This window comes from Burkholderia sp. MSMB1498, assembly GCF_001526245.1.
GTDB classification, from domain to species: Bacteria; Pseudomonadota; Gammaproteobacteria; order Burkholderiales; family Burkholderiaceae; genus Burkholderia; species Burkholderia savannae.
Map to the genome: position 1 here is coordinate 24,736 of NZ_LOYJ01000088.1, position 24,639 is coordinate 49,374.

Genomic DNA, 24,639 nt, shown 5'->3' on the forward strand with positions numbered 1-24,639 from the left:
TCCATGAAGAAGCCTCAGACGGCACTCAAGACGGCGGCGGCGCTCGCGCTCGCGGCCGGCTTCGCGATCGGCACCGCGCATGCGGCGGACATCGCGAAGGGCAAGGAACTCGTCGAGTCGCACAACTGCGCGGCCTGCCACGGCGCGAAGCTCGACAATCCGATCAACGCGGAATATCCGCGCCTCGCGGCCCAGCACGCCGACTATCTGGTCTGGGCGATGCGCGAGTATCAGATGGGCCTGACGAACCCGCTCCTCGGCCGCAACAACGCGATCATGCAGGCGCAGGTGCAGAGCCTGTCGGTTGCCGACATGAAGGACATCGCCGCGTATCTCGAGTCGCTGCAAGGCAGCCTCGTGTTCAAGAAGTAAGGACGGATACGTCCGGCGTCGCGTGCGTCCGCTTGCGCGGCGCGCGCCCGAAAAAATGCCCCGCTTCGCGCGGGGCATTTTTTTGTTCGGCGCGCAGCGCGCGGATAGCGGCGTGCGATGCGATCGCGAGCGCGGCGGTGCGGGCGATCGCGCAAGCGCGGGGTGAGCGCGGCGCTCGCCGGTGTGCGAGCGTTTCCGGAGCGCGACGCGCGGGCGGCGTGTGCTCGCCCGAGGATGCGCACGGCGCAGCGTGCGGCGGACTCGTTTTTTTGCCCGATTGCGATTGCGGCGCAATCCGTGCGCGCCGATGTTCGCGCGCCGGGCGAAGCCGTGCCGTGTCGTCGCTTCGGCCGTCGCAGCGGCTTTCGAGGGCGGATGGCAGGAGCGGGCGGTGCGAAGCCGCGAAACGGCGCGGCGAAAGCGGATGGCGAAACCGGACGAAGATACCGGAGGAGGCAGCGAAGCGCGAGGTGGCGAAGCGCCGCCGCGTCAGCCGCGCGAAGCGCGTTGCAGGATGCGCTGCAGATAGGCGTCGGAGTCGGGCGGCGTGTTCGTCCGTTGCGCTTCCCAGATCGTTTCGCCGAGACATTCCATGATCGCATGCTGCGCGTCGTGCGCCGAATCGCAGCGGGCGGCGAGTTTCTCGTGCGCGGCCCGGATGCCGGGCGGTTGATCGATCGACAATTGCTCGCTGATCGCGAGATGCATCGACAGATGCAGGAACGGATTCGTGCGCCCTTCGTCGGGCGTGTAGTCGTGCGCGGCCGAACGTTCGGCGTCCTCGAGTTCCGCGTGGTATTCGGGATGCTCGACGATCCAGTCGGCCGCCATCGCTTCGAGCGGCGTGAGGATTTCGCCCTTGCGCTGCTTGCGCCAGGCGTCGATGAAGAAGCGACGCACGTCGTCGCGGCTCGGATTGAACATGATCGTAAAGCGGGGTGCGTGTAGCGGGCCGTCGCGGCCGCGCGAATGCGCATTTTACGCCGCTTGCGGCCGGGCTGCCGAAAGTGCGTCGATACGGTGCGCGGGCGACGGGCAGCGCGCATGCGACGGGGCGGATCGCCCGCGCGAGGTTCGCGTGCGGATGGTCGCGGCGCACGGGAAATCGTCCGGCGGCGGCTTGCCGGCGCAGATGCACGGCGATGATTTTCCGTTTCGTCGTGTCCGGCTGGCGAGCGGGCGGTGCGCCCGTGACGCGGGGCATGGAGCCCGCCGCGCCGCGTGTTGCGCGCGTGGCGGCGGATTCGGCATAAACACCGCTTATGCGGGCGTTCGAAGCTCGTTAGAATCGAGTGCTTTCACTACTCGTTTCCCGCCATGGCCGCTGCCGCCGGAGCACCTTCCGCCGCCTTGCGCGGTGCGCTGTACGTCGCGTTGTCCGCCGCCGCGTTCGGCGCGATGGCGATCTTCGGCCGCTACGCGTATGCGGGCGGCGCCGACGTGCTCGGCTTGCTGATCGTCCGCTTCTCGATCGCGGGCGCGCTGCTCGCCGTCATCGCGCGACGGCGGCGCGTGAGCTGGCCGCGCGGCCGCGCGCTTTGCGCGATCGTCGGCATGGGCGCGCTGGGCTACGTCGGCCAGTCGCTGTGCTACTTCAGCGCGCTGCAACATGCGCAGGCGAGCCTCGTCGCGTTGCTGCTCTATTTGTATCCGGCGTTCGTCACGTTGCTCGCCGCGTGGTGGCTCGGCGAGCGGCTCACGCGCGCGAAGGCGCTCGCGCTCGCGCTGTGCGTCGCCGGCTCGGCGCTGATGGTGGGCGGCGGCCGCGGCGAGCCGCTCGGCATCGCGCTCGCGCTCGGCGCGGCGGTCATCTATTCGCTGTACATCGTCGTCGGCGCGAAGGCGACGCGCGGCGTCGATCCGCTCGCGACCGTCGCGGTCATCTGCTGCGCCGCTGCCGCGACGCTCGTCGGGCTCGCGCTTGCGCGCACGGCCGCGTTCGACTCGCCGCCGCATTGGCCGCGCGCGGCGTCCGGCTGGGCGGCGCTCGTCGCGATCGCGCTCGTGTCGACGGTCGCCGCGATGCTCGCGTTCTTCGCCGGCCTCGAGCGGCTCGGCGCCGCTCGAACGTCGATGCTGTCGACGCTCGAGCCTGTCGTGACGGTCGCGCTTGCCGCGTCTCTGTTCGGCGAGACGCTGACGCCGCTGCAATGGGCGGGCGGCGTCGCGATCCTTGCGGCGGTGCTGTGGCTCGTGCGTGCCGGCAATCCGGCCGACGAAGCGCCGCCGTCGACGATCGCGAGCGCGTGACGCGCGCGGGGTGGCGCGTGGGGCGTCTTGTCGATCGAGCGGGGCGGAGGGCGAGCGTGGGGAGGGAGTTGACGTCGCTCGCGGAAGGCGCTTTTGCGACGGAGACTCCGCCGGGCGTATCGGGCGCATCGAGTACATCGAGTACATCGGGCACGTCAGGTGCATCGGGCGTATCGAGCACGTCGGGCACGTCGGGCACGTCGAACATGTCGAGCGTGCCTAGCGACGAGCATGCGGAGTACGCCGGACACATGAACTACGCCGAGCACATCGAGCGAGCCAAGCACGGCGAGCGCGCGGAGCAAGCCGCGTACTCAATTTCGGCGAGCGCGCCCAGCACGCCCCATATGCAGAGCATGCCGAGCAGATCGAGCGGCTATACGCGGCGCTCGGAATTGAGGCGTGCAGGCGGCGGTGCGATCCGCGTTCGGAACGGCTGAGCGGCCGGTGCGAATGTCGATGCCGCGCGCCGCGGTCTCCTCAACGGCTTCGATTGCGTCGATGCAGCCTGCGGTGAACGGGACGCACGGGGCGCGGAGCCTCGCCACGCGGCCTCATCGCGACTGTTCGAAGCGAGCGAGATTGACGATGTCTCCATCGGCCGAAGGCGCGTTCGAGTCTCGCATCGCCGGATCGGACGAGGCATTTCGACGCACGCGCCTTCGCATCGAACGCCTGCGCGCAGGCGCGAAGCAAGCGCGGAGCAAGTCGAGCGGACCGCGCCGCATCGCATGCGGCGCGCGTTCGTCACTGCACGGGCGCCGGCGTCTTCGGCTTGTATTCGCACAGCGGCTCGATCGCGCAATGCCAGCATTCGGGCCGGCGCGCCTTGCACACGTAGCGTCCGTGCAGGATCAGCCAGTGATGCGCGTCGTGCACGAATTCCTTCGGCGTGAACTTCTCGAGCGCGGCTTCGACCGCGCGCACGTCCTTGCCGGGCGCGAGCCCCGTGCGGTTCGCGACGCGGAAGATGTGCGTGTCGACGGCGATCGTCGGCTGGCCGAACGCGGTGTTCAGCACGACGTTCGCGGTCTTGCGGCCGACGCCCGGCAGGCTCTCGAGCGCCTCGCGCTCGGCCGGGACTTCGCCGCCGAAGCGCTCGAGCAGGATCTTGCACGCCGCGACGACGTTCTTCGCCTTCGTTCGATAGAGGCCGATCGTCTTGACGTAGTCGGCCACGCCGTCCTCGCCGAGCGCGACGATCTTTTTCGGCGTGTTCGCGACCGGGAACATCTTGCGCATCGCCTTGTTGACCGACACGTCGGTCGCCTGCGCCGACAGCATCACCGCGATCAGCAGTTCGAACGGCGTCGTGTATTCGAGCTCGGTCGTCGGATGAGGATTGAGGCTTTGCAGCGTTTCGAAGATCGCGCGTCGTTTGTTGGCGTTCATGCGGTTATGGCTTCGTTTTCGAGGTCGGCGACGCGTCGCCCGCGGCGCTCGATTCGCCGCCGCCGGGCTGGTCGGTCGTGTCTCGCCGTTCGGCGAGGCGCCGGCGCCGCGCTTCGGCCGCGTCGATCTGCGCCTGCACGGCGGCGCTCACGCCTTCGGTGTTCTTCGGTCCCGCGCCTTGCGCGGCGAGCTCTTCCTTCTTCTTGCGGGCGCGTTCGAGCGCCGCCGCAATGATCGCACGCTTCTTCGCTTCCGGATCGTGGTCGGCGGACGTGGCGGTAGCGGACGTGGCGGTGGCGGACGTGCAGGCAGCGGACGCACCGGCAGCTGGCGCATCGGCAGCCGGCGCGGCCACGGAGGCGCTCGCCGCTGCCGCCGCGCGACGCGCCGCCGCACGCGCTTCGGCGGCTTCGCGCTCGCGCTTCTGGCGCGCGAGGCGCGCGTCGTGCCGCGCGCGCGCGGCGTCCGCCTGCTGCTGCGACCACGCGTCCCAGCCGGTCTTCTCGCCCGTGACGGGTATCATCTCGATGCAATCGACGGGGCACGGAGGCACGCACAGGTCGCAGCCGGTGCAGAGCTCGGCGACGATCGTGTGCATTTGTTTCGGTGCCCCGACGATCGCGTCGACGGGACACGCCTGCATGCACAGCGTGCAGCCGATGCACAGCTGCTCGTCGATGAACGCGACGGGGCGCGGGCGCTCGACGCCGTGCTCCGGATTGAGCGCGATCACGGGCTTGCCGAGCAGCTTCGCGAGCCGCGCGACGCCTTCGACGCCGCCCGGCGGGCATTGATCGTAGCCGGCGGCGCCGGCCGCGATCGCCTCCGCGTACGGGCGGCAGCCGTCGTAGCCGCACTTCGTGCATTGCGTTTGAGGAAGCAGATCTTCGATGCGATCCGCGAGGGTCTTGGAATCGGTCACAGTGACTACGTGGGGAGGCACGCGGGCGCGGCGCGGCGGCCGGGCGTTCGAACGCGGCCAGGATCTCTCTCGAAACGACAATTATCGCCGATTTTTCGCATTGCGCTTAACAACGCATGTGCCATAATCAAAACGCTTTTTCGCGTGACTATAGCAGGGTGTCCCTTAACGATGGCGCGCCCGTTCACGCCGCCGGCGATCGACGCAGGGCCGGCGGCGCGAGCCGGACTACGCGGCTCACATAGCAAAACGCCACTATGAATCAGCCAAAAATCAAAAGAGACCCAGAGGGAACCCGGCGCCGGATCCTGCTCGCGGCGGCCGAAGAGTTCGCGACAGGGGGGCTGTTCGGTGCGCGAGTCGACCAGATCGCGCGCCGCGCCGAAACCAACGAGCGCATGCTCTATTACTACTTCGGCAGCAAGGAACAGTTGTTTACCGCGGTGCTCGAATACGCATTCTCCGCGCTGATGGAAGCCGAGCGGACGATCGATCTGGAAGGCATCGCGCCCGTCGAGGCGATCACGCGGCTCGCCCATTTCGTGTGGGATTACTACCGTGATCATCCCGATTTGCTGCGCCTGCTCAACAACGAGAACCTGCACGAGGCGCGCTATCTGCAGAAATCGACGCACATTCGCGAAATGATCTCGCCGATCGTCAAGACGCTCGACGGCGTGCTCGAACGCGGCCAGAGGGCCGGGCTCTTCCGCACGGACATCGATCCGCTGCGGTTCTATGTGACGCTGTCGGGGCTCGGCTACTACATGGTGTCGAACCGCTTCACGCTCGCGGCGATCTTCGGCCGTGATTTCAGCACGCAGGGCGAGCGTACCGAGATGATCAAGATGAACACCGAGCTGCTGCTCGCGTTTTTGCTGAGGCGCTGAGCCGGGCGGCGCCCGGCCGGTTCCGATCGTTTGCGGCGCGGATGCGGCCGTAGATTCGTCAAATTCAAAAAAAACGCGCGCCGCTCGCGCCCGAAGGCGGGAGGCGGCGCGCGATTCGGCGGGAGCGCGCGGCGGCGCCCGCTTCAGGCGGCCTTGCGCGAGCGCGGCGCGCGCGTCGAAGGGGCCTTCGCCGCGGTGCGCTTGGCGGCGGCCGGCTTCGCCGCGCGGGCTTTCGCCGCCGGGCGCTTCGCGGTCGTCAGACGCAGCGCGGCCGCTTTCGCGGGCGCGGCGCTCGCCGTTTCACTGCCCGATTTCGATTCGCCCGGCTTGGACCGCGAAGCGGGCGCGGGCCCGGCCTGCGGCGTCGGCTTTTTCGGCTGCGACGCGTGCTCGCGGATGAAGTCGCGCAACTGCGGGTAGATGATCGTGCGCCAGCGGCGGCCGGAGAAGATGCCGTAGTGGCCGCACTTCTCGGCGGTGAGGCTGCGGCGTTGCACCTGCGGGATGCCTGTGCACAGCTCGTGCGCGACATGCGTCTGGCCGCTGCCCGAGATGTCGTCGAGCTCGCCTTCGATCGTCATCAGCGCGGTCGAATGAATGTCGGCCGGCTGCACGCGTTCGCCGCGGATGTCCCACGTGCCTTCGGCGAGACGGAACTCCTGAAACACGATGCGGATCGTGTCCAGGTAGTATTCGGCCGCCATGTCGAGCACCGCGTTGTATTCGTCATAGAAGCGGCGGTGCGCCTCGGCGTCTTCCTCGTCGCCGCGCAGCAGGCTTTGGTAGAAGTCCCAGTGCGATTGCGCGTGGCGCTCCGGATTCATCGCGACGAAGCCCGTGTGCTGCAGGAAGCCCGGATACACTTTGCGGCCTTCGCCCGGATAATTCGCGGGCACCGTGTGGATCACGTTGTTCTCGAACCACGAATGCGAGCGGTTCGTCGCGAGCGAATTCACCGACGTCGGGCTCTTGCGCGCGTCGATCGGGCCGCCCATCATCGTCATCGTGAGCGGCGTGTCCTCGCCGCGGCTCGCCATCAGCGAAATCGCCGCGAGCACGGGCACGGTCGGCTGGCACACCGAGATCACGTGCAGGTTGCGCGCGCCGATATGCCGGATGAATTCCTGGATGTAGTCGACGTAGTCGTCGAGATGGAACGGGCCGACTTCGACGGGCACCATCCGGGCGTCGATCCAGTCGGTGATGTAGACCTTGTGATCCTGCAGCAGCGTGCGGACCGTGTCGCGAAGGAGCGTCGAGTGGTGGCCGGACAGCGGCGCGCACACGAGCACGACGGGTTCGTCCTTCAGTTGCCCGACGGCGCCCGAATCGTCCGCGTAGCGCTTGAAGCGCAGCAGGCGGCAGAACGGCTTCTCGACGATCGTCTGCTCGACGATCGGAATGTTGTGCCCGTCCTTGACGATCTGATGAATCGCGAACTCCGGCTTTTCATAATCCTTGCCGAGCCGATACAGCAATTCGTAGCCCGCCGCGAGGCGCGTCGCGCCCGGCACGAGCGAAAGCGGGCTCGACGGATTCGCGAACGATTTGGATGCGGCTTGAGCCCAGGCGGTCAGCGGGCTCAACATCGCCCGCTGGAATTCGTGAAATTGGTAAAGCATGCGAGCTCCCGATGGGAGAACGGTGCGCGAACGCGGCGCGGGGCGTCGCGGCGTGCCGTGTCAGTCAGCAATCGGACCGATTCGCTCGTCGGATCGAATCAGTCGCGACTGATCATATCGGACATTCAGGGGTGTCGCAACGCAGCATACCCGCATTTCCGAGCGATGCCTCGACATCTGACCTTGTCTTACGTTTGTCGCGAAAAGCGTGATCGGCGCTAGCGTCCGGCGACGGCGTCGGCGGGCGTCGGCTGGCCGGCCGCGCGCAGCATTTCCTCCTCGTGATGCATCAGGTTGAACGCCGTGTGCACGAGCCCGACGTGCGAGAACGCCTGCGGGAAATTCCCTACCTGGCGACGCGTCACGGGATCGTATTCCTCGGCCAGCAGGCCGAGGTCGTTCGTGAGCGACAGCAGGCGGCGGAAGAGCGCGTGCGCGTCGTCGATGCGGCCCAACAGGGCGAGATTGTCGACGAGCCAGAAGCTGCATGCGAGAAACGTGCCTTCGCCGGGCGGCAGGCCGTCGTCGTATTCGGTCGTGTGATAACGCAGCACGAGGCCGTCGCGCATCAGCCCGCGCTCGATCGCGGCGACCGTGTCCGCGACGCGCGGATCGGACGGCGGCAGGAAGCCGACGAGCGGCAGCATCAGCACGCTCGCGTCGAGCGCGTCGCTGCCGTAGCTCTGCGTGAACGCGCGCATCCGCGAATTCCAGCCGTGCGCGCAGACGTCCGCGTGGATCTCGGCGCGCACTTCGTGCCAGCGCTCGAGCGGCGCGGGCAGGCGGAACATCTCGGCCGACTTGATCGCGCGATCGAACGCGACCCACGCCATCACCTTCGAGAACGTGAAGTGGCGACGGCCGCCGCGCGTTTCCCAGATGCCTTCGTCGGGCTCGCGCCAGATCTTCTCGAGGTGCGCGAGCAGCGTCGTCTGCACCGACCACACCGTGTCGTCCGCCTGCAGGCCGCCCACGCGCGCGACGTGCAGCGCCGCCATCACTTCGCCGAACACGTCGAGCTGCAACTGGTTCGCCGCATTGTTGCCGATGCGCACCGGCCGGGAGTCGTGATAGCCCGGCAGCCAGCCGAGCTCCATCTCCGGCAGGCGCCGCTCGCCGGCGATTCCGTACATGATCTGGATCTGCTCGGGCGAGCCCGCCATCACGCGGCCGAGCCATGTGCGCCACGCGCGCGCCTCGTCGTAGTAGCCGCCGCGCATCAGCGCGAGCAGCGTGATCGTCGCGTCGCGCAGCCAGCAGTAGCGGTAGTCCCAGTTGCGCGAGCCGCCCAGTTGCTCGGGGAGCGACGTCGTCGGCGCGGCGACGATGCCGCCCGTCGGCTCGTACGCGAGCGCCTTCAGCGTGATCAGCGAGCGGCGCACGGCGGCCGCGTAGCGCCCGCGCACCGGGCAGCGCGCGGACCATTCGAGCCAGTAATTCTCGGTGCGCGCGAGCATCGACAGCGGCTCGCGCGCGGGCGGCAGCCGCAGGTGCGACGGCGCGTACGACAGCGAGAACGGCACGCGCTCTTCCGCCTTCACGGTGAATTCGGCGATCGTGTGCAGGTTCTCGCCCGACAGCGGCACCGGCGTGCGCAGCACGACCGTGTCCGGGCCGGCGATCGCCTTCACGCCGGCTTCGCGCGACAGCCGCGTGACCCACGGGACCGAGAAGCCGTAGTCGAAACGCAATACGAGCTGCATTTGCATTCTCATCTCGCCGCGCCGGCCGACGACGATCCGCACGAGCTCCGACCAGCCGCTGCCGGGCGGCATGAAGTCGATCACGGTGACGGCGCCTTCGTCGCTCTCGTAGTCGGTTTCGAGGATCAGCGTGTCGCCGCGGTAGCGGCGCGAAGTCGAGCTCACGCGGACGTCGGCGGCGGGCGCGACGAGCCAGCGGCCGTGCTCCGGCGTGCCGACGAGCGCGGCGAAGCACGCGCCGGAATCGAAACGGGGCCAGCACAGCCAGTCGACCGAGCCGTCCCGGGAAATCAGCGCGGCCGTGTGGCCGTCGCCGACGAGGGCGTAGTCTTCGATGAGGGCGGGCATGGGCGACGATCCTCCAACAATCCTTGTCGTTTCACGATCTGGGCACGTTCGCGCCGCGCTGTACGGCGGCAAGCGGGCGCCCGTATACTCCGGCGGGCGGCGCGGCGCGGGCGCTCGAGGCGGCCCGCGTTTCGCAACATCACATCACTTGAGACGAATCGATGCAAGGAGGTTCCGATGACCCGACGCGCTCACGCGCCTTCGCCTTTCGCTTTCCCGCTTAGGTTGAGCCACTGGATGAAAGGTTTCGCGCTCGCGCTGCCGCTTTTCGGCGCCCATGCGTTCGCAGAAGAGGCGAGCGCGGGCCCGGCGGGCGGCGTCTTCAACCTGCTCGTCGGCACCTACACGGGCTCGGGCAGCGAAGGCATCTACGTGTATCGCTTCGACACCGGCTCGGGCGGCATGACGCCCGTGTCGTCGGCGAAGGCGGAGAACCCGTCGTATCTCGTCGCGAGCCGCGACGGCCGCCACGTGTACGCGGTCAACGAGCTGCCGGGCGACGCCGGCCCCGCGAGCGTGCGCGGCGGCGTGAGCGCGTTCGACTTCGACGCGAAGACGGGCGCGCTCACGTTCGTCAACCGCGTGTCGGCGCAAGGGAACGACCCGTGCTACCTGAGCCTGTCGCCGGACGGCAAGTATCTCGTCGCGGCGAACTATTCGGTCGCGTCCGATCCGGGCGGCAGCTTCTCGGTGTTCCCGGTCGAGGCGACGGGCGCGCTCGGCGCCGCGGTGCTGAACGTGCATCACGAGGGCACGGGGCCCGTGAAGGGGCGGCAGGACGGCGCGCACGTTCATTCGACCGTGTTCTCGCCGGACGGCCGGTATCTGTTCGTGCAGGATCTCGGCGCGGACAAGATTTTCTCGTACCGCTACACGCCGGACGGTAGCCGCGGGCTCATCGGCCCGACCGACATGCGCTACACGCTCGCGAAGCCGGGTTCGGGCCCGCGTCATCTCGTGTTCAGCGCGAACGGGCGGTTCGCGTACGTGACCAACGAGCTGAACGCGTCGGTCGGCGTGTACCGCTACGACGACGGCCGCCTCGCGCACGTCGAGACGGTGCCGATGACGGCGCCGGGCTTCGCGGGCAAGGTCGGCGGCGGCGCGCTGCATCTGTCGCCGGACGGGCGCTTCCTGTACGCGACCAATCGCGGCGACGCGAACGACATCGTGATCTATGCGGTCAACGCGGCCGACGGCAAGCTCGCGCTCGTCGGCCGTCAATCGAGCCTCGGCAAGACGCCGCGCGAGTTCGCGATCGATCCGAGCGGCAAGTGGCTCGTGGTCGGCAACCAGGACAGCGACAGCGTGTTCGTGTTCCGGCGCGACATCGCGAGCGGCCGGCTCGAGCCGAATCCGGCGCGCATCGAGCTCGGCAAGCCGGTCGACTTCAAGTTCGTGCCGGCGCGGTGACGCCGGGCGGCGCGCGGCGCGCTTGACCGCCCCGGCGGGGATCGGGGCGGGCGACGGGCGCGGCGTTCGCCGTTGGCGTTGATTCGGGCGCGAAAAAGCAAAACCCCTCGCGGCGTGCGAGGGGTTGTGCTTGCCGCATTGCGTCGCGCGGCGCGGCGATCGCGCTGCGCCGCATGCGCGCGGGCGCGCCTATTCGGGCAGCGGCGGCGCGAGCACTTCGCGGCTGCCGTTGATGCCCATCGTCGACACGAGGCCCGCCGCCTCCATCTGCTCGACGAGGCGCGCCGCGCGGTTGTAGCCGATGCGCAACTGCCGCTGCACCGACGAGATCGACGCGCGCCGCGTGCGCACGACGAACGCGACCGCCTCGTCGTAGAGCGGATCGGCTTCCGCATCCGGCGCCTCGCCGAACAAGTCTTGCGAGCCGCCTTCGGCGCTCGGCCCGTCGAGAATGCCTTCCTCGTACTGCGGCTCGCCGAACTGCTTCAGGTATTCGACGATCCGGTGCACTTCCTCGTCCGCGACGAACGCGCCGTGCACGCGCTGCGGGTAGCCCGTGCCGGGCGGCAGGAACAGCATGTCGCCCTGGCCGAGCAGCGATTCGGCGCCCATCTGGTCGAGAATCGTGCGCGAATCGATCTTCGACGACACCTGGAACGCGACGCGCGTCGGAATGTTCGCCTTGATGAGGCCCGTGATCACGTCGACCGACGGACGCTGCGTCGCGAGGATCAGGTGGATGCCCGCGGCGCGCGCCTTCTGCGCGAGCCGCGCGATCAGCTCCTCGATCTTCTTGCCGGCGACCATCATCAGATCGGCGAGCTCGTCGATCACGACGACGATGAGGGGCAGCGTCGACAGCGGCTCGGGATCGTCGGGCGTGAGCGAGAACGGGTTGCCGATCTTCTTTTCCTTCGCGGCGGCGTCGCGGATCTTCTGGTTGAAGCTCGCGAGATTGCGCACGCCGACGGCCGACATCAGCCGGTAGCGCTTCTCCATCTCGCCGACGCACCAGTTGAGCGCGTTCGCGGCGAGCTTCATGTCGGTGACGACGGGCGCGAGCAGATGCGGGATGCCTTCGTAGACCGACAGCTCGAGCATCTTCGGATCGATCATGATGAGCCGCACGTCCTCGGGCGCCGCCTTGTACAGCAGCGACAGGATCATCGCGTTGATCGCGACCGACTTGCCCGAGCCCGTCGTGCCGGCGACGAGCATGTGCGGCGCCTTCGCGAGATCGGTGACGACCGGATTGCCGGTGATGTCCTTGCCCATCGCGAGCGTCAACTGCGACGCCGAGTGCTGATACTGGCGCGACGCGAGAATTTCGGACAGGCGGATCACTTGCCGCTTCGCGTTCGGCAGCTCGAGGCCCATGCAGGTCTTGCCGGGGATCGTTTCGACGACGCGGATCGACGTGAGGCCGAGGCCGCGCGACAGGTCCTTCATCAGGCCGACGATCTGGCTGCCGCGCACGCCGAGCGCGGGCTCGATCTCGAAGCGCGTGATCACCGGGCCGGCCGACGCGCCGACCACCGTCACCGGCACCTTGAACTCCTGCAGGCGCTGCTCGATGATCTGGCCGGTATGCGCGAGATGCTCGTCGGAGATCGCCTCGATCGCGTCGGATGCGGGCTCGAGCAGGTCGAGCGTCGGCAGCTCGACGTTCGACGCGGCGGGCGCGTGGAATTCGAACGCGTTCGGGCCGGGCTGGCGGGCCGGGCTGGCGGGCTCGGCCGGGGCAGTGGGGGCGGCGGCCGGCTGCGCGGCGGCGATGGCGGCCGGCGCGGGGGGGATGAGCAGCGTGCCGGGCGTTGCCGGTGCGCCGGATGCCGGTGGTGCTTCCGGCGTTCCGGGGACGCTCGGTGTTCCTTGTGTTCCCGGTGCTCCCGGTGCTCCCGGTACTCCCGGTACTCCCGGTACTCCCGGTACTCCCGGTGCGGCGGCGTGCGACGGCAGCGTCGCGCCCAGCGCGGTTGCGGTCGGCACGGCCACAGCCGGCGTGACGACGGGCGGCGTGACGACCGTCGATGCCGCGACTACCGGCGCAGCAACGGGTGGCGCTGCAACCGCCGGTCCGGCGACAGCAGTCATGGCAGCGGACGGCGCGGACGGGCTCGGGAACGCACCGCTGGTTGCGATGAAATCCGGCCCGGCTGCGTTCGTCGCGTGGCCGTGCGGGGCGGATGCGTGCGTTGCGGCGGCGCTCGGCGTCGACGCGACCGGCGCGATGTTCGGCGACGGAATAGACGGCGTGATTGGCGCGGTGGTCGCGCCTGGAGCGGCGGCGCTTGTCCCCGGGATTGTCGGCGCGCTCACGCTAGACATCGCGAACGGCGCACCTGCGGGCGGCACGATCGGGTTCGACGCGACGGCAGGCGCAGCGGCAACGTTCTGAGCGGCATTGCCTGCCGCGGCGGTCGACGGGGCGACGTTCGTGGCGGCGGCGCTTGCTCGCGGGACGCTCGGCACACCGGCCGATGATGCAGCCGTGCTCGCCGCAGCCGTGCTCGCGGGCGCAGTCGGCACGGCGGGGGCGGCCGGGACGGCCGCGCCGGGGAGCGTTGCGGTTACGCTGCTCGGCGCAATGGCGTCGGGCGACGCCGCAGCGGAAGTCGGTCCAGCGTGGCCGCTGGCGGCGCCGAAGGCCGCCGTCGGAGCGGCCGCCGTCGACGCATCGAACGGCGGCACGGCGGCGGATGCCGCTCGATCGATCGCGGGGGGGCCGGCGGGCGTCACCGGGGCGCTTGTGCTTGCGCTTGCCGTGGCGGCCGGCGCAGCCGCGTCGGCCCCGGCGGCTTCGGCAACCTCGGCGACCCCGGCGGCCTCGGCGACCTCGGCAACCGCGCGGACGGCACCGAGCATTCCGAATGCCGCACCGACGATGCCGACGGCGCCGCCTGCGGCTGCGTCGCCCGCCGGGGCGGGCGCTGCGGGAGACGTCGAGTCGACCGGGGCCGACGCACTCGACGTTGTCGATGCGGCCGGCGATGCAGCCGGTGTCGGCGCAGCCCCGTCCTTCGAGTCGTTCGATAAGGTTGCCTCAGCCTGTTCCGGGACCTGGGCAGCCGAAGTTTCCGCCACGGCCTGCGTCTCGCTGCGCTGGACGCTCGTCGCGGGGCGCGCGGCGTCTGCCGAACGGGGGAGCGCGACGGCCGCGCCGCTTGCCGGCACCCCTGGGAACGCCGGGAGCGAAACGGCTGTGCCGCTCGCGATTGCGGCTTGCGCTGGCTGCGGCTGCGCGTGCGATTCGCTCGGCGTCGTCGCGGACGAAGCGGCCGTTGCGCCGGCATCGGCCACGTTCTCCCACGGTGCGACCGAGTTGCGCATGTCGCCGGCGGCCGGCGATGCGCTCGTCATCGCGTGCGAATCGACCGCCGCAGCCGGTTGCTGTGCGGCTTGCTTGCCGTCGTCGCCGGCGGACGCGATCGGGGTGCGATCCGCGACGCCGTTGTTCGAGGTGGCGGCATGCGCGGCGAATGCCGTCTGCGCCGCGAATGGCGACGCATTCATGACGCGCGGCGAGGCGGCTGACCGGGGTTGCTCGTTCGAGGCCGAGGCTGCGGCGCTCGCCGAGTCTCGGTTCGACGACGGCGTGTCGGCGGCGCCGGGGGCCGGCCCTTGCGGCGCGGCGACGGCTTGCAGCATCGCGTCGGCGGAGTCGGCCGCACGCTTTTCATCGATGGCTTCGGATGTTGCGGCTGACGCGAATTTTGTCGCCGCGACCGGCTGCTCGGGTTCGATGCCGACCGGCGCGGGGGCCGCCGCAACGGGGACAACGGCGGTTGCGGGGTTGCTCGGCGAAGCGACGGCGGATGGCGCGTTTTGCTCGACCGAACTGCCGGCGTGCGTGCCGGCTTCGGCAGCCGGCATCGTGCCCTGGACAACGACACCCGCGGTAACGGCCGCAACGGCGGGCGCCGCGGCCATGTCGGCGCGATCGCGATGGGGGCCGTTCGTCGCCGACGACGCCGGTTCTTCGGACACGCCGGCCTCGCTGACATGGGCAACGGACGTACCGTCGTCGATGTCGTGGGCGGGGTCGACGGCGGCCGCGGCGGCGGTTTCGACCGGAGCAATCCCGCTTGCGCAACCGGTAATGTCCGCGGCTGCAGCTTCAGTTACCGGGTCGGCGGCGACCATGCCGCCAACGCCAACGCCAACGGAAGCGACGCCGACGGCCCGCGCGGCCGCATATTCAGCCGGTGCGGCGGCTTCGGCGACGGAAGGACTCGCGGCGGCGATCGCCGCCGCCGTCGGAACGTTCGATCCGGCCGTCTCGGCATCCCAGTCCGGCGATGCGGTCGATGCCGTCGGCGCGCGCGCTGTTTCCAGCGCCGCGCCGGCATCCGTTGCGCTGGCGAGCGCCGTCCACCGCGCCGCGCTGGCCTCGATCGAGCGCAGCGTTTCGTGCACGCTCGGCGCGGGCGCGATGCGTTCCGCGGGCTTTTCCGTCCATGCGTAGAGCGGCGCGCGCGCCGGGCCGGGCGCACGCTTGCGCGCCGGCTCGGCGGCCTGCGTCGGCATCGGCGCGCGGGCGGCGGGCTGCGGCGACGTCGCGGCGGCGTTGCGCGTCGGGCCGGCCGTCTGTTGCGACGGCGTGAACGACATCGGCCGATTGCGGACCGCCGACACGGCGGCGTGCGTCGCCGGGCGGCGCGGTGCGAAGCGGTGGTCGGGCGTGGCCGGGCGCGCTTCAGAGCGTTTGCCGATTGCCGCGACGGCCGCGGTCGAGCCGATCGGCTTCGCGATGCCGGCCGAGGCCGGCACGAACGTCGCGTGCGGCGTGGCGGGCAGGGCGGGCGAGGCGAACAACGCGGGTGAAGTGCCGGTGCCGAGCGGCGCGGCCGCGCCGCCCGCCGAGGCGGCGCTCGCCGTCTTTAGGGGCACGCCCGCCGGCATCGTCGCTCCGGCAGGCTTCACGGCGCCGGTCGCGGGCGTGGCCGAAACGGGCGTCGGCGCTTTCGCCGCACCCGCACCGCTTCCTTGCATCGCGAAACCGGCGGCCTTCGGCACGCCGCTTGCGGGCGACGTCGAATGGGCCGCGTTCGGTGCGATGTGGACGGGCATCGCTGCGCCGGCCGTTTTTGCCGGCTCGCCCGTCGGCAGGGCGCTGCCTGTCGCCTTCGCGAATCCGGGCCCCGACGCGTCGGGGCCCGCCGCCTTCGTGGCGCCGCTCGCTGCCGTTCCCGCGGCTCCAGCCGTTCCTGCCGCCATCGCGGCGGCCGGCGTCGCGCTCCGCGGCGTCGCGCCCGGCCTGAGCCAGCCCGCGGGCGCGGTCGGCTCTGCGGCGGCTTTCGCCGCGCCGCTCGCCCCGGCATGGCGCCGCTCGCCGCGTTGCGCGTCGTTCGGCCGCCATAGCGTCGGCCGCGAATAGCGGCCGTTCTGTCGCGGAGCCATCGAGTTGACCGTGTGCGCGGTCGTCGGCTGCACGTCGGCCGCGCGTCGCACGCGCCGGTCGTCGTCGCGATGCAGCGCGGCGCGCGGCAGATCCGCGACGCCGCGCGATTCGTCGTCGCCGTGATCGCGCGCGAGGCGGATGCCGAACGACGCGTCGAGCCACGCGTTCACCTGCTGCCAGCGCACGCCGACGAGCCACGGCAGCCCGACGACGAACAGCACGACCATCGCGAGCGGCGTGCCGACGTGTCCGAGCACGCGCTCGAAGCCGCCCGCGAGCGCATGGCCGAGCGCGTTCGTCGTCGCGTCGCCCGGCAGCGCGGTCGCGAGCGTGCAGCTCGCGATCAGCACGCACAGGAAGCCGAGCCAGAGCCGGATCGAGCCGGGGCCCGCGAGCCCGCCGCCGCCCGGCAGCATCGCCTTGACGAGCCGCCAGAAAAGAGGAATGAACCAGACGGCCGAGAAGCCGAACCAGCCGAGAACTACCGTTTGCATGCTCAGAAACAGGAGGAGGACGGGGCGCGATGCGCGAACCCGTCGAGTTTAACCGGTCGACGACGATGTTTTCGGGAACGGCGCGCGTCGCCGCGCCGTTCCCGTGCGGCGCGCCGGGGACGCCCGCCGTCCGGTTCGCCGGCCGGGCCGTGCGCCGTGCGTCGCGTGACGCGGCTTATTTGCTGTCGCGGCGCGCGAACGTGAGCGTCGCGCCGTCGTCGGTGACGATGATCAACTGCTGCGGCTCGCGCATCTGCACGCCGGCCTTCGAGACGTGGGCGAGCGCGGCGAGGTAGTCGCGCTCGAGCGCGCTGCGCGCGGGCGCGGCGCACGCCATCCGCGTGCCGACGAGCGGGCCGAAGGCGAGCACGCCGTTCTTCACGTCGTAGGCGCCCATGTAGCGGTTGCAGCCCGAGAAGCCGGCCACGCGCCGCACGCCCGTTTGCGTCGACAGCGCGAGCTTGATCGGCTCGCCGTTGTCGCCGTGCGGGATGTCGCGTTGCGAGCCGTCGGCGTTGCGCCAGCCGACGAGCTCCCAGCTCGTGTCGTCGATCAGTTGGATCGTCGCGGGATTGAACGGATCGGGGGCGGGGGCGCTCGAGTCGGGATGAGTCGGCATCGTGCAGGCGGCGAGAAGCGCGGCGACGGTCAGCGCGCCGAGCGGCGCGCGCAGCGAGCGGACGATGCGAAAGCGCATGCGCGCGGCTGCGGATGAATTGAACATGACCTCGTTCCTCTTCGAATTTTCAATGTTGCGGGCGAAGCCGTAAGGGTAACGCACTAGCGTCGCCGGATGCGAGCGGACAGTCGCCGCACGCGTTCGTTCATGTGTTTTGCGGCGATGATGCGGTGCGTTTCTTGCGCGGTTCGCCGGCAATGCGGCGCGGCGTTGAGGATCGGCCTCGGGTTGTTGCGAGGCGCGGCGCGCCGGCGGCGAAAAGGAACGCGGCGCTCGCCACGAGGGAACGCGGCGCTCGCCGCGAGTTGGGTCGATGCGCCGGGGCCGCGCATGGCTCCGCGACGTCGGCGCCGTCGCGCGCGACGACGGGCCGACCCGCCGCCGGCGGACGGCGAGGCGACATGCTCGTGGCGTAGGCCCGCGAAGTCATGGAAGCTGCGGCGAACGCCGCGTGTCGTGAACAGCGCGGATGATGCGGGCGCGGGCGCGGGCAAGGGCAAGGGCAAGGGCAACGCGGCCGCCGCGCGGCCGCCGAGCCTCGTGGCGGCGCGGCGCCGGCCGTTTCACCGTGCGTCTCGAGCCACGGCGCGGCGCGGGCGCGCGCAGCGCCGTGTTGCCGGCGCGCCCGCCCGCGCATCCGCCAATTCGGCCGGCGGCGCGCGCGCCTCGCGTGATAGCATCGCGAGTCGTTTTCGCCATCCATCATCCAGCGGGAAATCTCATGCAGATCGGTCAGCGGCTCGGCACGCCGCTTTCGCCGTCCGCCACGCGCGTCATGCTGCTCGGCGCGGGCGAGTTGGGCAAGGAAGTCATCATCGCGTTGCAGCGGCTCGGCGTCGAAGTGATCGCCGTCGACCGCTATCCGAACGCGCCCGGCCATCAGGTTGCGCATCGCGCGCACGTGATCGACATGACGGACCCGGCCGCGCTGCGCGCGCTCGTCGACGCGGAGCGTCCGCATCTCGTCGTGCCCGAAATCGAGGCGATCGCGACCGATGCGCTCGCGGCGATCGAAGCGGCCGGCGTGGCCGAAGTGATCCCGACCGCGCGCGCGACGCAGCTCACGATGAATCGCGAGGGCATTCGCCGGCTCGCCGCCGAGGAGCTCGGGCTGCCGACGTCGCCGTACGCGTTCGCGCAATCGTTCGACGAATTCAAGGCGGCCGTCGCGCAGATCGGTTTCCCGTGCGTCGTCAAGCCCGTGATGTCGTCGTCGGGCAAGGGGCAGTCGGTCGTCAAGAGCGACGCCGACGTCGAGCCCGCGTGGCAGTACGCGATGGCGGGCGGCCGCGTGAATCACGGCCGCGTGATCGTCGAGGGCTTCATCCGGTTCGATTACGAGATCACGCAACTCACGGTGCGCGCGATCGACCCGGCGAGCCTCGAGACGCGCACCTATTTCTGTGAGCCGATCGGGCACGTGCAGGTCGCGGGCGATTACGTCGAGTCGTGGCAGCCGCAGCCGATGAGCGCGAAGGCGCTCGAGCGCTCGCGCGACATCGCGCATCGCGTGACGAGCGCGCTCGGCGGGCGCGGCATTTTCGGCGTCGAGCTGTTCGTGCGCGGCGACGACGTCTGGTTCTCGGAAGTGAGCCCGCGTCCGCACGACACGGGGCTCGTCACGCTCGCGTCGCAGCGTCAGTCGGAGTTCGAATTGCATGCGCGCGCGATCCTCGGCCTGCCGGTCGAGCCCGCGCTCGCGACGCCCGCCGCGTCGGCCGTGATCTACGGCGGGCTCGACGAGGCGGGCGTCGCGTTCGAAGGTGTGCGCGACGCGCTCGCGGTGCCGGGCGCGGACCTTCGCCTGTTCGGCAAGCCGGAGAGCTTCGTCAAGCGCCGGATGGGCGTCGCGCTCGCGGCGGGCGCGAACGTCGACGAAGCGCGCGAGCGCGCGAAGCGGGCGGCCGCCGCGGTGCGGCCGGTGTCCGCGCGCTGACGGCGGGCGGCACGTATCGCGCATCGCCCGCGTCGGCTCGCGCCGGTACGGGCGGGGCAGCCGCGATCGGCCGGCGGTTGCGACGCCCCCGGCCCGCCGGCGGCAGTCGAGGTTTCGGGCCGATGCCGCGCGCCGCGATTGGGCGTGCGGCGAAGGCTGTAGAGGAGGTGGCAATGAAGTGGATGTTGATCGTCGTGTTGTGTCTGTCGACGGCGGGCTGCGGGCTTGCCGCCGCGCCGTGCCGGATCGCGTCGGCGGGGCTGAAGATCGTGCCCGTCGTCGGCCACGTCGCGGCGGCGCCGACCGACGCGTGCGCGGGCGTCATCGATCCGGACTGACGGACCGGCGCGCGGCGCTCGTGCGGCGCGCGTCCATCGCTTGAAGAGGAAAGGCATGAACAAGGCAACGCAGGCGGCGATCGGCGTCGCCGCTCTGTGCGCGGCGGCGGGTGCGGCGCACGCGGCGCGGCTGACCGTCGAGGAAATCGACGCCGACGCGCGCGAAACCATCGTCTATCGGTGCGCGAACGAGCCGAAGCCGGTGCGGGTGTCGTACTGGCGCGCGGACAACGGCCAGAGCTTCGCGCTCGTGCCCGTCAACGGGACGCCGCTGTTGTTCGTCGACACCGTGTCGGCGTCGGGCGCGCGCTATCAGGCGGGCCGCTACGTCTGGTGGACGAAGGGGCGCGACGCGAATCTGTACGACGAAATCGCGGACGAGAAGGCGCCGCCCGTGCTCGGCGGCTGCAGCGAGATTCAGAAGAAGCGCAAGAAGGATTGAACGGCGGGAGGGCGCTGCCGCGTGAGGGCGTGCGCTTCGTGCTTGTCGCTCGGTTCTTCGTCGTCGCTCGGCGTTTGGCGTTCGGTATCGGGTTATTGTGATTGGGGGGCCGGCGTTCGGCGTCTGACGTTGCATCCGGCGCTTGGCGCGACGCCGCATCGATCGGCTTGGCCCGCGCCGCGGCCGTATCGCGGCGCCTGAGTGCCGTGCGGCCGCGCGGTGGTTCGGGCGCCTGCCGCAGGCCGTCGTCCGCATCGCCGCCGCACGGATCTACCCGCAGGATCGCCCGCGCGGGACGGGCCGGCGGAACCCTTTCGCGAGGGATGCTACAATGCTGCCCTTTCTGCCGGCACTCCTGCCGGACGAAGCCCCGCGCGCGGAAGCCCCGCGCGCGGCCCGGACGGCCTCAAGCGCCGGCGGCGCCCTGCGGCGCGCCGCGGCTTCGTCTTCATTCCGAAGTGGTTTGCGCAGCGTGTCTCGCGAGCGAGCATGCCGCGCGCTAGATGTCCCGCCGCGCCTTTTGAGCGAAACGCCACCATGTCCGATTCTGTTGCCAAGCCTGTCGACGCGACGTTCGATCAATTCGGCCTTGCCGCCGAGATCCTGAAAGCGATTGCCGATCAGGGCTATACGACGCCGACGCCCATTCAGGCGAAGGCGATTCCGGTCGTGCTGTCCGGCCGCGACGTGATGGGCGCCGCGCAAACCGGCACCGGCAAGACCGCGAGCTTCTCGTTGCCGATCATCCAGCGCCTGCTGCCGCAGGCGAACACGAGCGCGTCGCCCGCCCGCCATCCGGTGCGCGCCCTCATTCTCACGCCGACTCGCGAGCTCGCCGACCAGGTCGCCGCGAACGTCCACGCATACGCGAAGCACACGCCGCTGCGCAGCGCGGTCGTGTTCGGCGGCGTCGACATGAATCCGCAGATGGCCGAGCTGCGCCGCGGCGTCGAGGTTCTGATCGCGACGCCGGGCCGCCTGCTCGACCACGTCCAGCAGAAGACCGCGAATCTCGGCCAGGTGCAGATCCTCGTGCTCGACGAAGCGGACCGGATGCTCGACATGGGCTTCCTGCCCGACCTGCAGCGAATCCTGAACCTGCTGCCGAAGGAGCGCCAGACGCTGCTGTTCTCGGCGACGTTCTCGCCGGAAATCAAGAAGCTCGCGTCGACCTACCTGCGCAACCCGCAGACGATCGAAGTCGCGCGCAGCAACGCGACGGCGACGAACGTCACGCAGGTCGTCTACGACGTCGCCGAAGGCGACAAGCAGGCGGCCGTCGTCAAGCTGATCCGCGGTCGCTCGCTCAAGCAGGTGATCGTGTTTTGCAACAGCAAGATCGGCGCGAGCCGCCTCGCGCGCCAGATCGAGCGCGACGGGATCGTCGCGTCGGCGATTCACGGCGACCGTTCGCAGAGCGAGCGGATGCAGGCGCTCGACGCGTTCAAGCGCGGCGAGATCGAGGCGCTCGTCGCGACCGACGTCGCCGCGCGCGGGCTCGACATCGTCGAGCTGCCGGCCGTGATCAACTTCGATCTGCCGTTCAACGCGGAAGACTACGTGCACCGGATCGGCCGCACGGGGCGCGCGGGCGCGTCGGGCGACGCGCTGTCGCTGTGCAGCCCGAACGAGCGCAAGCAGCTCGCCGACATCGAGAAGCTGATCAAGCGCGCGCTGCCGCTCGAGGCGCTCGAGCTCGACCTGCCGCGCCATCGCCACGACGACCGCGGCGGCCGCCGCGAGCGCGACCGTGACGAGCGCCGAGGAGGCGCATCGGTGGGCCGCCGCTCGGCGGGCGGCGAGCGCTCGCATCATTCGCGCCGCGATGCGCCGATCGACGATTTCTTCCTGAAGCCGTACGTGCCGTCGCCTGCGGCGAGCCAGCCGGAAGAGGCGAAGCCCGTGCACCCGGAGAAGAAGGCGCCGAAGCAGCCGCTTGCCGCGCTGCTCGGCGGGTTCGGGATGCCGCGCAAGACGTCGTCGTGACGCGCGGGGCCGAGCGTCGCGCGTGACGGTGCGTCACGCCGGGCTCGGCGCCAAGGCCAATGAGAAACGGGCGGGTGCGTGAGCATCCGCCCGTTTCGTTTTGCATGGCCGATCGAGAGCGGGCGGGCCGAGGGAGAATGGCGGCGGTGTCTCGGTCGGGCCTCGAGAGAACCGCTCCGCGCGGGCTCGGCGGCTGCGTACTGCGTAGTGGGTGAACGAGCGCGATAGCGGCGAACCGGCGGTTGCGGGCAGAGCGACGGGCAGAGCGACGAGGCTACGCGTCGCGGCCGAGCGCCACGCGCCTCGTCATCGACGCGCGTTCGGTCCGAACCGCGCGTCCCACGCGGCGATCGCGGCCGGCTGGAACGCGCCGAGCGACGCGCACGCCGCCTCGTCGAGCGCGAGCCCCAGATGCCGCGCGGCCGCGGCGAGCGGGGGCAGCGGCGCGGCGGGATCGAGCGCCGTCGCGCCCGTTTGCTTGCTGAGCTTTTCGCCGTTCGCATCGACGACGACGGGCACGTGCAGATAGTGCGGCGTCGGCAGCTCGAGGCAGCGCTGCAGGTAGATCTGCCGCGCGGTCGAGTCGAGCAGGTCCGCGCCGCGCACGACGTGCGTGATGCCCGCGTCGCCGTCGTCGACGACGACCGCGAGCTGGTACGCCCACTGTCCGTCCGCGCGCTTCAGCACGAAGTCGCCGACTTCCGTCGCGAGATCCTGCGTCTGCGCATGCTGCCAGCGATCGTCGAACGTGACGACGGCGGTTGCGCCGTCCGGCACGCGCAGCCGCCACGCGCGCGCGGGCTTGCCGTGCAGGCCGTTGCGGCAGGTGCCGGGATACGCGAGCGTCATGTGCCGCTCGTGCGCGGCGCGCAGCGAATCGGCGATTTCCTTGCGCGAGCAGCCGCACGGATAGACGAGCCCCGCGGCCGTGAGCCGTTCGAGCGCGGTCGCGTAGCGCGCGACGCGGGTGCTTTGCCAGACGGGCGGCTCGTCGGGGACGAAGCCGAAGCTGCGCAGCGTCGCGAGAATGTCCTCGGCCGCTCCGGGCACCGTGCGCGGTGCGTCGATGTCCTCGATCCGCACGAGCCACGCGCCGCCCCACGCGCGCGCGTCGAGCCAGCTCGCGAGTGCGCCGACGAGCGAGCCGAAATGCAGCGGGCCGGTGGGCGACGGCGCGAAGCGCCCGCGATAGTCCGTCATCGAATGCGGCGTGCGAAGAAGGCGCGCGGCGTCAGGCGGCGTGCGCCGGCTCGGCGGTGCGATCCGCGCGCTCGCCCGGATGGCATGCGGGGCACGACTTGCCGGGCACGTAGAGCGGCGACTGCTGCGCGTCGGCCGGCACGACCGCGCGGCATGCGAAGCACGTGACGTCGGCTGTCGGCTCGAGGCGCGGATTGAGCGCCGTGCGGTAATCGAACACGAAGCAGTCGCCGTGATAATGCGCGCCGCCCACTTCCTCGAAATACTTGAGAATCCCGCCTTCGAGCTGATACACGTTCTCGATGCCGACGTCCTTCATGTGGATCGCCGCCTTTTCGCAGCGAATGCCGCCCGTGCAGAACGACACGACGGTCTTGCCTTCGAGGTCCGAGCGGTTCGCCTCGATCACGTCGGGGAACTGGCTGAACTTGTCGATCCGGTAGTCGAGCGCGTTGTCGAACGTGCCGACGTCGACTTCGAATGCATTGCGCGTGTCGAGCATCACGACCGGGCGGCCCGCATCGTCGTGGCCCCGGTCGAGCCAGGTCTTCAGCGTGCGCGAGTCGACGGACGGCGCGCGGCCGAGTTCCGGCTTGATCGCGGCCTTCTTCATCGTGATGATCTCGCGCTTCAGGCGCACGAGCATCCGCCGAAACGGCTGCGAGTCGGACAGGCTCTCCTTGAACTGCAGGTCCGCGAATTTGCCCTCGAAGAGCGGATCGTGGCGCAGGTAGTCGACGAACGCGCCGGTTGCGTCGCGGGTTCCCGCGATGAACAGATTGACGCCTTCGGGCGCGAGCAGGATCGTGCCGCGCAGCTCGAGCGCATTGCAGCGCGCGGCGATGAGCGGCCGCATTTGCTCGATCGAGTCGAGCGAGACGAAGCGGTAGGCGGCGAGGTTGACGGTGGTCATGTCGTTCGAAAGGTAAGGCGGCTGCGGCCCGACGGCGCGGCCGCACATGACGGGTGGCGGCGGAGGGCGCTCGGGCGGAAGCGGGCGAAAGCGGAAAACCCGTATTATCCCGCAAACCGCGTGGCTTTCCGCGGTCGGCCGAACGGACGACGTGCGACGACATCGCGCGGCCGCGCCGAGGCGGGCGAGCCGGCGCGCCGCAGCGGGTTCTCGATGCGGCCGGATCGCCGGCTTGCCGGGGCGCGTCCATCCGTTCGCACAATTGCCGAACCGCCGAACCGCCGAACCGCCGAACCGCCGAACCGCCGAACCGCCGAACCGCCGAACCGCCGAACCGC

General features: G+C 70.4%; 18 protein-coding genes and 2 pseudogenes. 10 read left to right on the forward strand and 10 right to left on the reverse strand.

Annotation, left to right across the window (positions count from 1 at the left end; all coding sequences use genetic code 11):
* The first annotated feature begins 3 nt into the window (after positions 1–3).
* Positions 4–372: a c-type cytochrome gene (locus WS91_RS19320; RefSeq protein WP_038748686.1), complete on the forward strand. Its 369-nt coding sequence runs from the start codon at positions 4–6 to the stop codon at positions 370–372.
* Between the two features lie 489 nt (positions 373–861).
* Here the strand turns inward: WS91_RS19320 and WS91_RS19325 are convergent, their stop codons facing one another.
* Positions 862–1,296 carry a DUF1841 family protein gene (locus WS91_RS19325; protein ID WP_038748684.1) on the reverse strand — a complete coding sequence of 145 codons (435 nt, stop codon included), beginning with the start codon at positions 1,294–1,296 and terminating at the stop codon, positions 862–864.
* Positions 1,297–1,689: 393 nt separating this feature from the next.
* Here WS91_RS19325 and WS91_RS19330 point away from each other — a divergent pair, with 393 nt between their 5' ends.
* Complete coding sequence (locus tag WS91_RS19330; RefSeq protein WP_059670798.1) at positions 1,690–2,622, forward strand: DMT family transporter; 933 nt, start codon at positions 1,690–1,692, stop codon at positions 2,620–2,622.
* A 747-nt stretch (positions 2,623–3,369) separates the two neighbouring features.
* On the opposite strand, the gene nth is transcribed toward WS91_RS19330, so the two are convergent.
* Positions 3,370–4,014 (reverse strand): endonuclease III, encoded by a 645-nt coding sequence (gene nth / locus WS91_RS19345; protein ID WP_059670801.1) that lies wholly within the window; start codon positions 4,012–4,014, stop codon positions 3,370–3,372.
* Between the two features lie 4 nt (positions 4,015–4,018).
* Entirely contained in the window at positions 4,019–4,936 is a 918-nt protein-coding gene (rsxB, locus tag WS91_RS19350) for an electron transport complex subunit RsxB (protein ID WP_059670802.1), read from the reverse strand.
* Positions 4,937–5,193: 257 nt separating this feature from the next.
* On the opposite strand from rsxB, the gene bspR reads away from it, so the two are divergent.
* Entirely contained in the window at positions 5,194–5,826 is a 633-nt protein-coding gene (gene bspR, locus WS91_RS19355) for a T3SS transcriptional regulator BspR (RefSeq protein WP_038748673.1), read from the forward strand.
* Between the two features lie 143 nt (positions 5,827–5,969).
* Here bspR and WS91_RS19360 read toward each other — a convergent pair whose 3' ends face one another.
* Both WS91_RS19360 and WS91_RS19365 read right to left on the reverse strand, forming a co-directional pair.
* A complete protein-coding gene (locus tag WS91_RS19360; RefSeq protein WP_038748672.1) occupies positions 5,970–7,448 on the reverse strand; it encodes a polyhydroxyalkanoate depolymerase in 1,479 nt (492 codons plus the stop codon).
* 218 nt (positions 7,449–7,666) lie between these two features.
* Positions 7,667–9,499, reverse strand: a complete 1,833-nt coding sequence (locus tag WS91_RS19365; protein ID WP_038748670.1) for a glycoside hydrolase family 15 protein — start codon at positions 9,497–9,499, stop codon at positions 7,667–7,669.
* On the opposite strand from WS91_RS19365, the pseudogene WS91_RS38200 reads away from it, so the two are divergent.
* A pseudogene (locus WS91_RS38200) lies at positions 9,455–9,680 on the forward strand (hypothetical protein). The gene WS91_RS19365 and the pseudogene WS91_RS38200 overlap by 45 nt on opposite strands.
* A gap of 56 nt (positions 9,681–9,736) precedes the next feature.
* Entirely contained in the window at positions 9,737–10,912 is a 1,176-nt protein-coding gene (locus WS91_RS19370; protein WP_038748668.1) for a lactonase family protein, read from the forward strand.
* A 189-nt stretch (positions 10,913–11,101) separates the two neighbouring features.
* Here WS91_RS19370 and WS91_RS37420 read toward each other — a convergent pair whose 3' ends face one another.
* Positions 11,102–16,540 (reverse strand): DNA translocase FtsK, encoded by a 5,439-nt coding sequence (locus tag WS91_RS37420; RefSeq protein ID WP_442854975.1) that lies wholly within the window; start codon positions 16,538–16,540, stop codon positions 11,102–11,104.
* Between WS91_RS37420 and WS91_RS37780 the strand changes: the two genes are divergently transcribed.
* Positions 16,452–16,859: a hypothetical protein gene (locus WS91_RS37780; RefSeq protein WP_156432399.1), complete on the forward strand. Its 408-nt coding sequence runs from the start codon at positions 16,452–16,454 to the stop codon at positions 16,857–16,859. The genes WS91_RS37420 and WS91_RS37780 overlap by 89 nt on opposite strands.
* A gap of 123 nt (positions 16,860–16,982) precedes the next feature.
* Here the strand turns inward: WS91_RS37780 and WS91_RS19380 are convergent, their stop codons facing one another.
* A complete protein-coding gene (locus WS91_RS19380) occupies positions 16,983–17,531 on the reverse strand; it encodes an META domain-containing protein (RefSeq protein WP_038748664.1) in 549 nt (182 codons plus the stop codon).
* A gap of 676 nt (positions 17,532–18,207) precedes the next feature.
* Here WS91_RS19380 and purT point away from each other — a divergent pair.
* The 4 genes from purT (at position 18,208) to WS91_RS19400 (ending at position 22,188) form a co-directional block, all read left to right on the forward strand.
* On the forward strand, positions 18,208–19,422 hold the full coding sequence (gene purT, locus WS91_RS19385; protein WP_038748661.1) for a formate-dependent phosphoribosylglycinamide formyltransferase: 1,215 nt from the start codon (positions 18,208–18,210) through the stop codon (positions 19,420–19,422).
* 173 nt (positions 19,423–19,595) lie between these two features.
* The gene (locus tag WS91_RS19390; RefSeq protein ID WP_038748659.1) at positions 19,596–19,760 is read left to right on the forward strand and encodes a DUF6726 family protein; all 165 of its coding nucleotides are present in this window, start codon (positions 19,596–19,598) and stop codon (positions 19,758–19,760) included.
* A gap of 55 nt (positions 19,761–19,815) precedes the next feature.
* Positions 19,816–20,202, forward strand: coding sequence for an MliC family protein (locus WS91_RS19395; RefSeq protein ID WP_059670804.1), 387 nt, complete (start codon positions 19,816–19,818; stop codon positions 20,200–20,202).
* 537 nt (positions 20,203–20,739) lie between these two features.
* Positions 20,740–22,188, forward strand: a complete 1,449-nt coding sequence (locus WS91_RS19400; RefSeq protein ID WP_059670805.1) for a DEAD/DEAH box helicase — start codon at positions 20,740–20,742, stop codon at positions 22,186–22,188.
* Between the two features lie 306 nt (positions 22,189–22,494).
* Here the strand turns inward: WS91_RS19400 and gluQRS are convergent, their stop codons facing one another.
* From gluQRS to WS91_RS37425, 3 genes and pseudogenes are all read right to left on the reverse strand, one after another.
* Positions 22,495–23,388 (reverse strand): tRNA glutamyl-Q(34) synthetase GluQRS, encoded by an 894-nt coding sequence (gene gluQRS / locus WS91_RS19405; protein WP_038748653.1) that lies wholly within the window; start codon positions 23,386–23,388, stop codon positions 22,495–22,497.
* A 31-nt stretch (positions 23,389–23,419) separates the two neighbouring features.
* Positions 23,420–24,301, reverse strand: a complete 882-nt coding sequence (locus tag WS91_RS19410; protein ID WP_038748651.1) for a sulfurtransferase — start codon at positions 24,299–24,301, stop codon at positions 23,420–23,422.
* Between the two features lie 104 nt (positions 24,302–24,405).
* Positions 24,406–24,639 (reverse strand): annotated as a pseudogene (locus tag WS91_RS37425) (hypothetical protein); the annotation flags it as partial.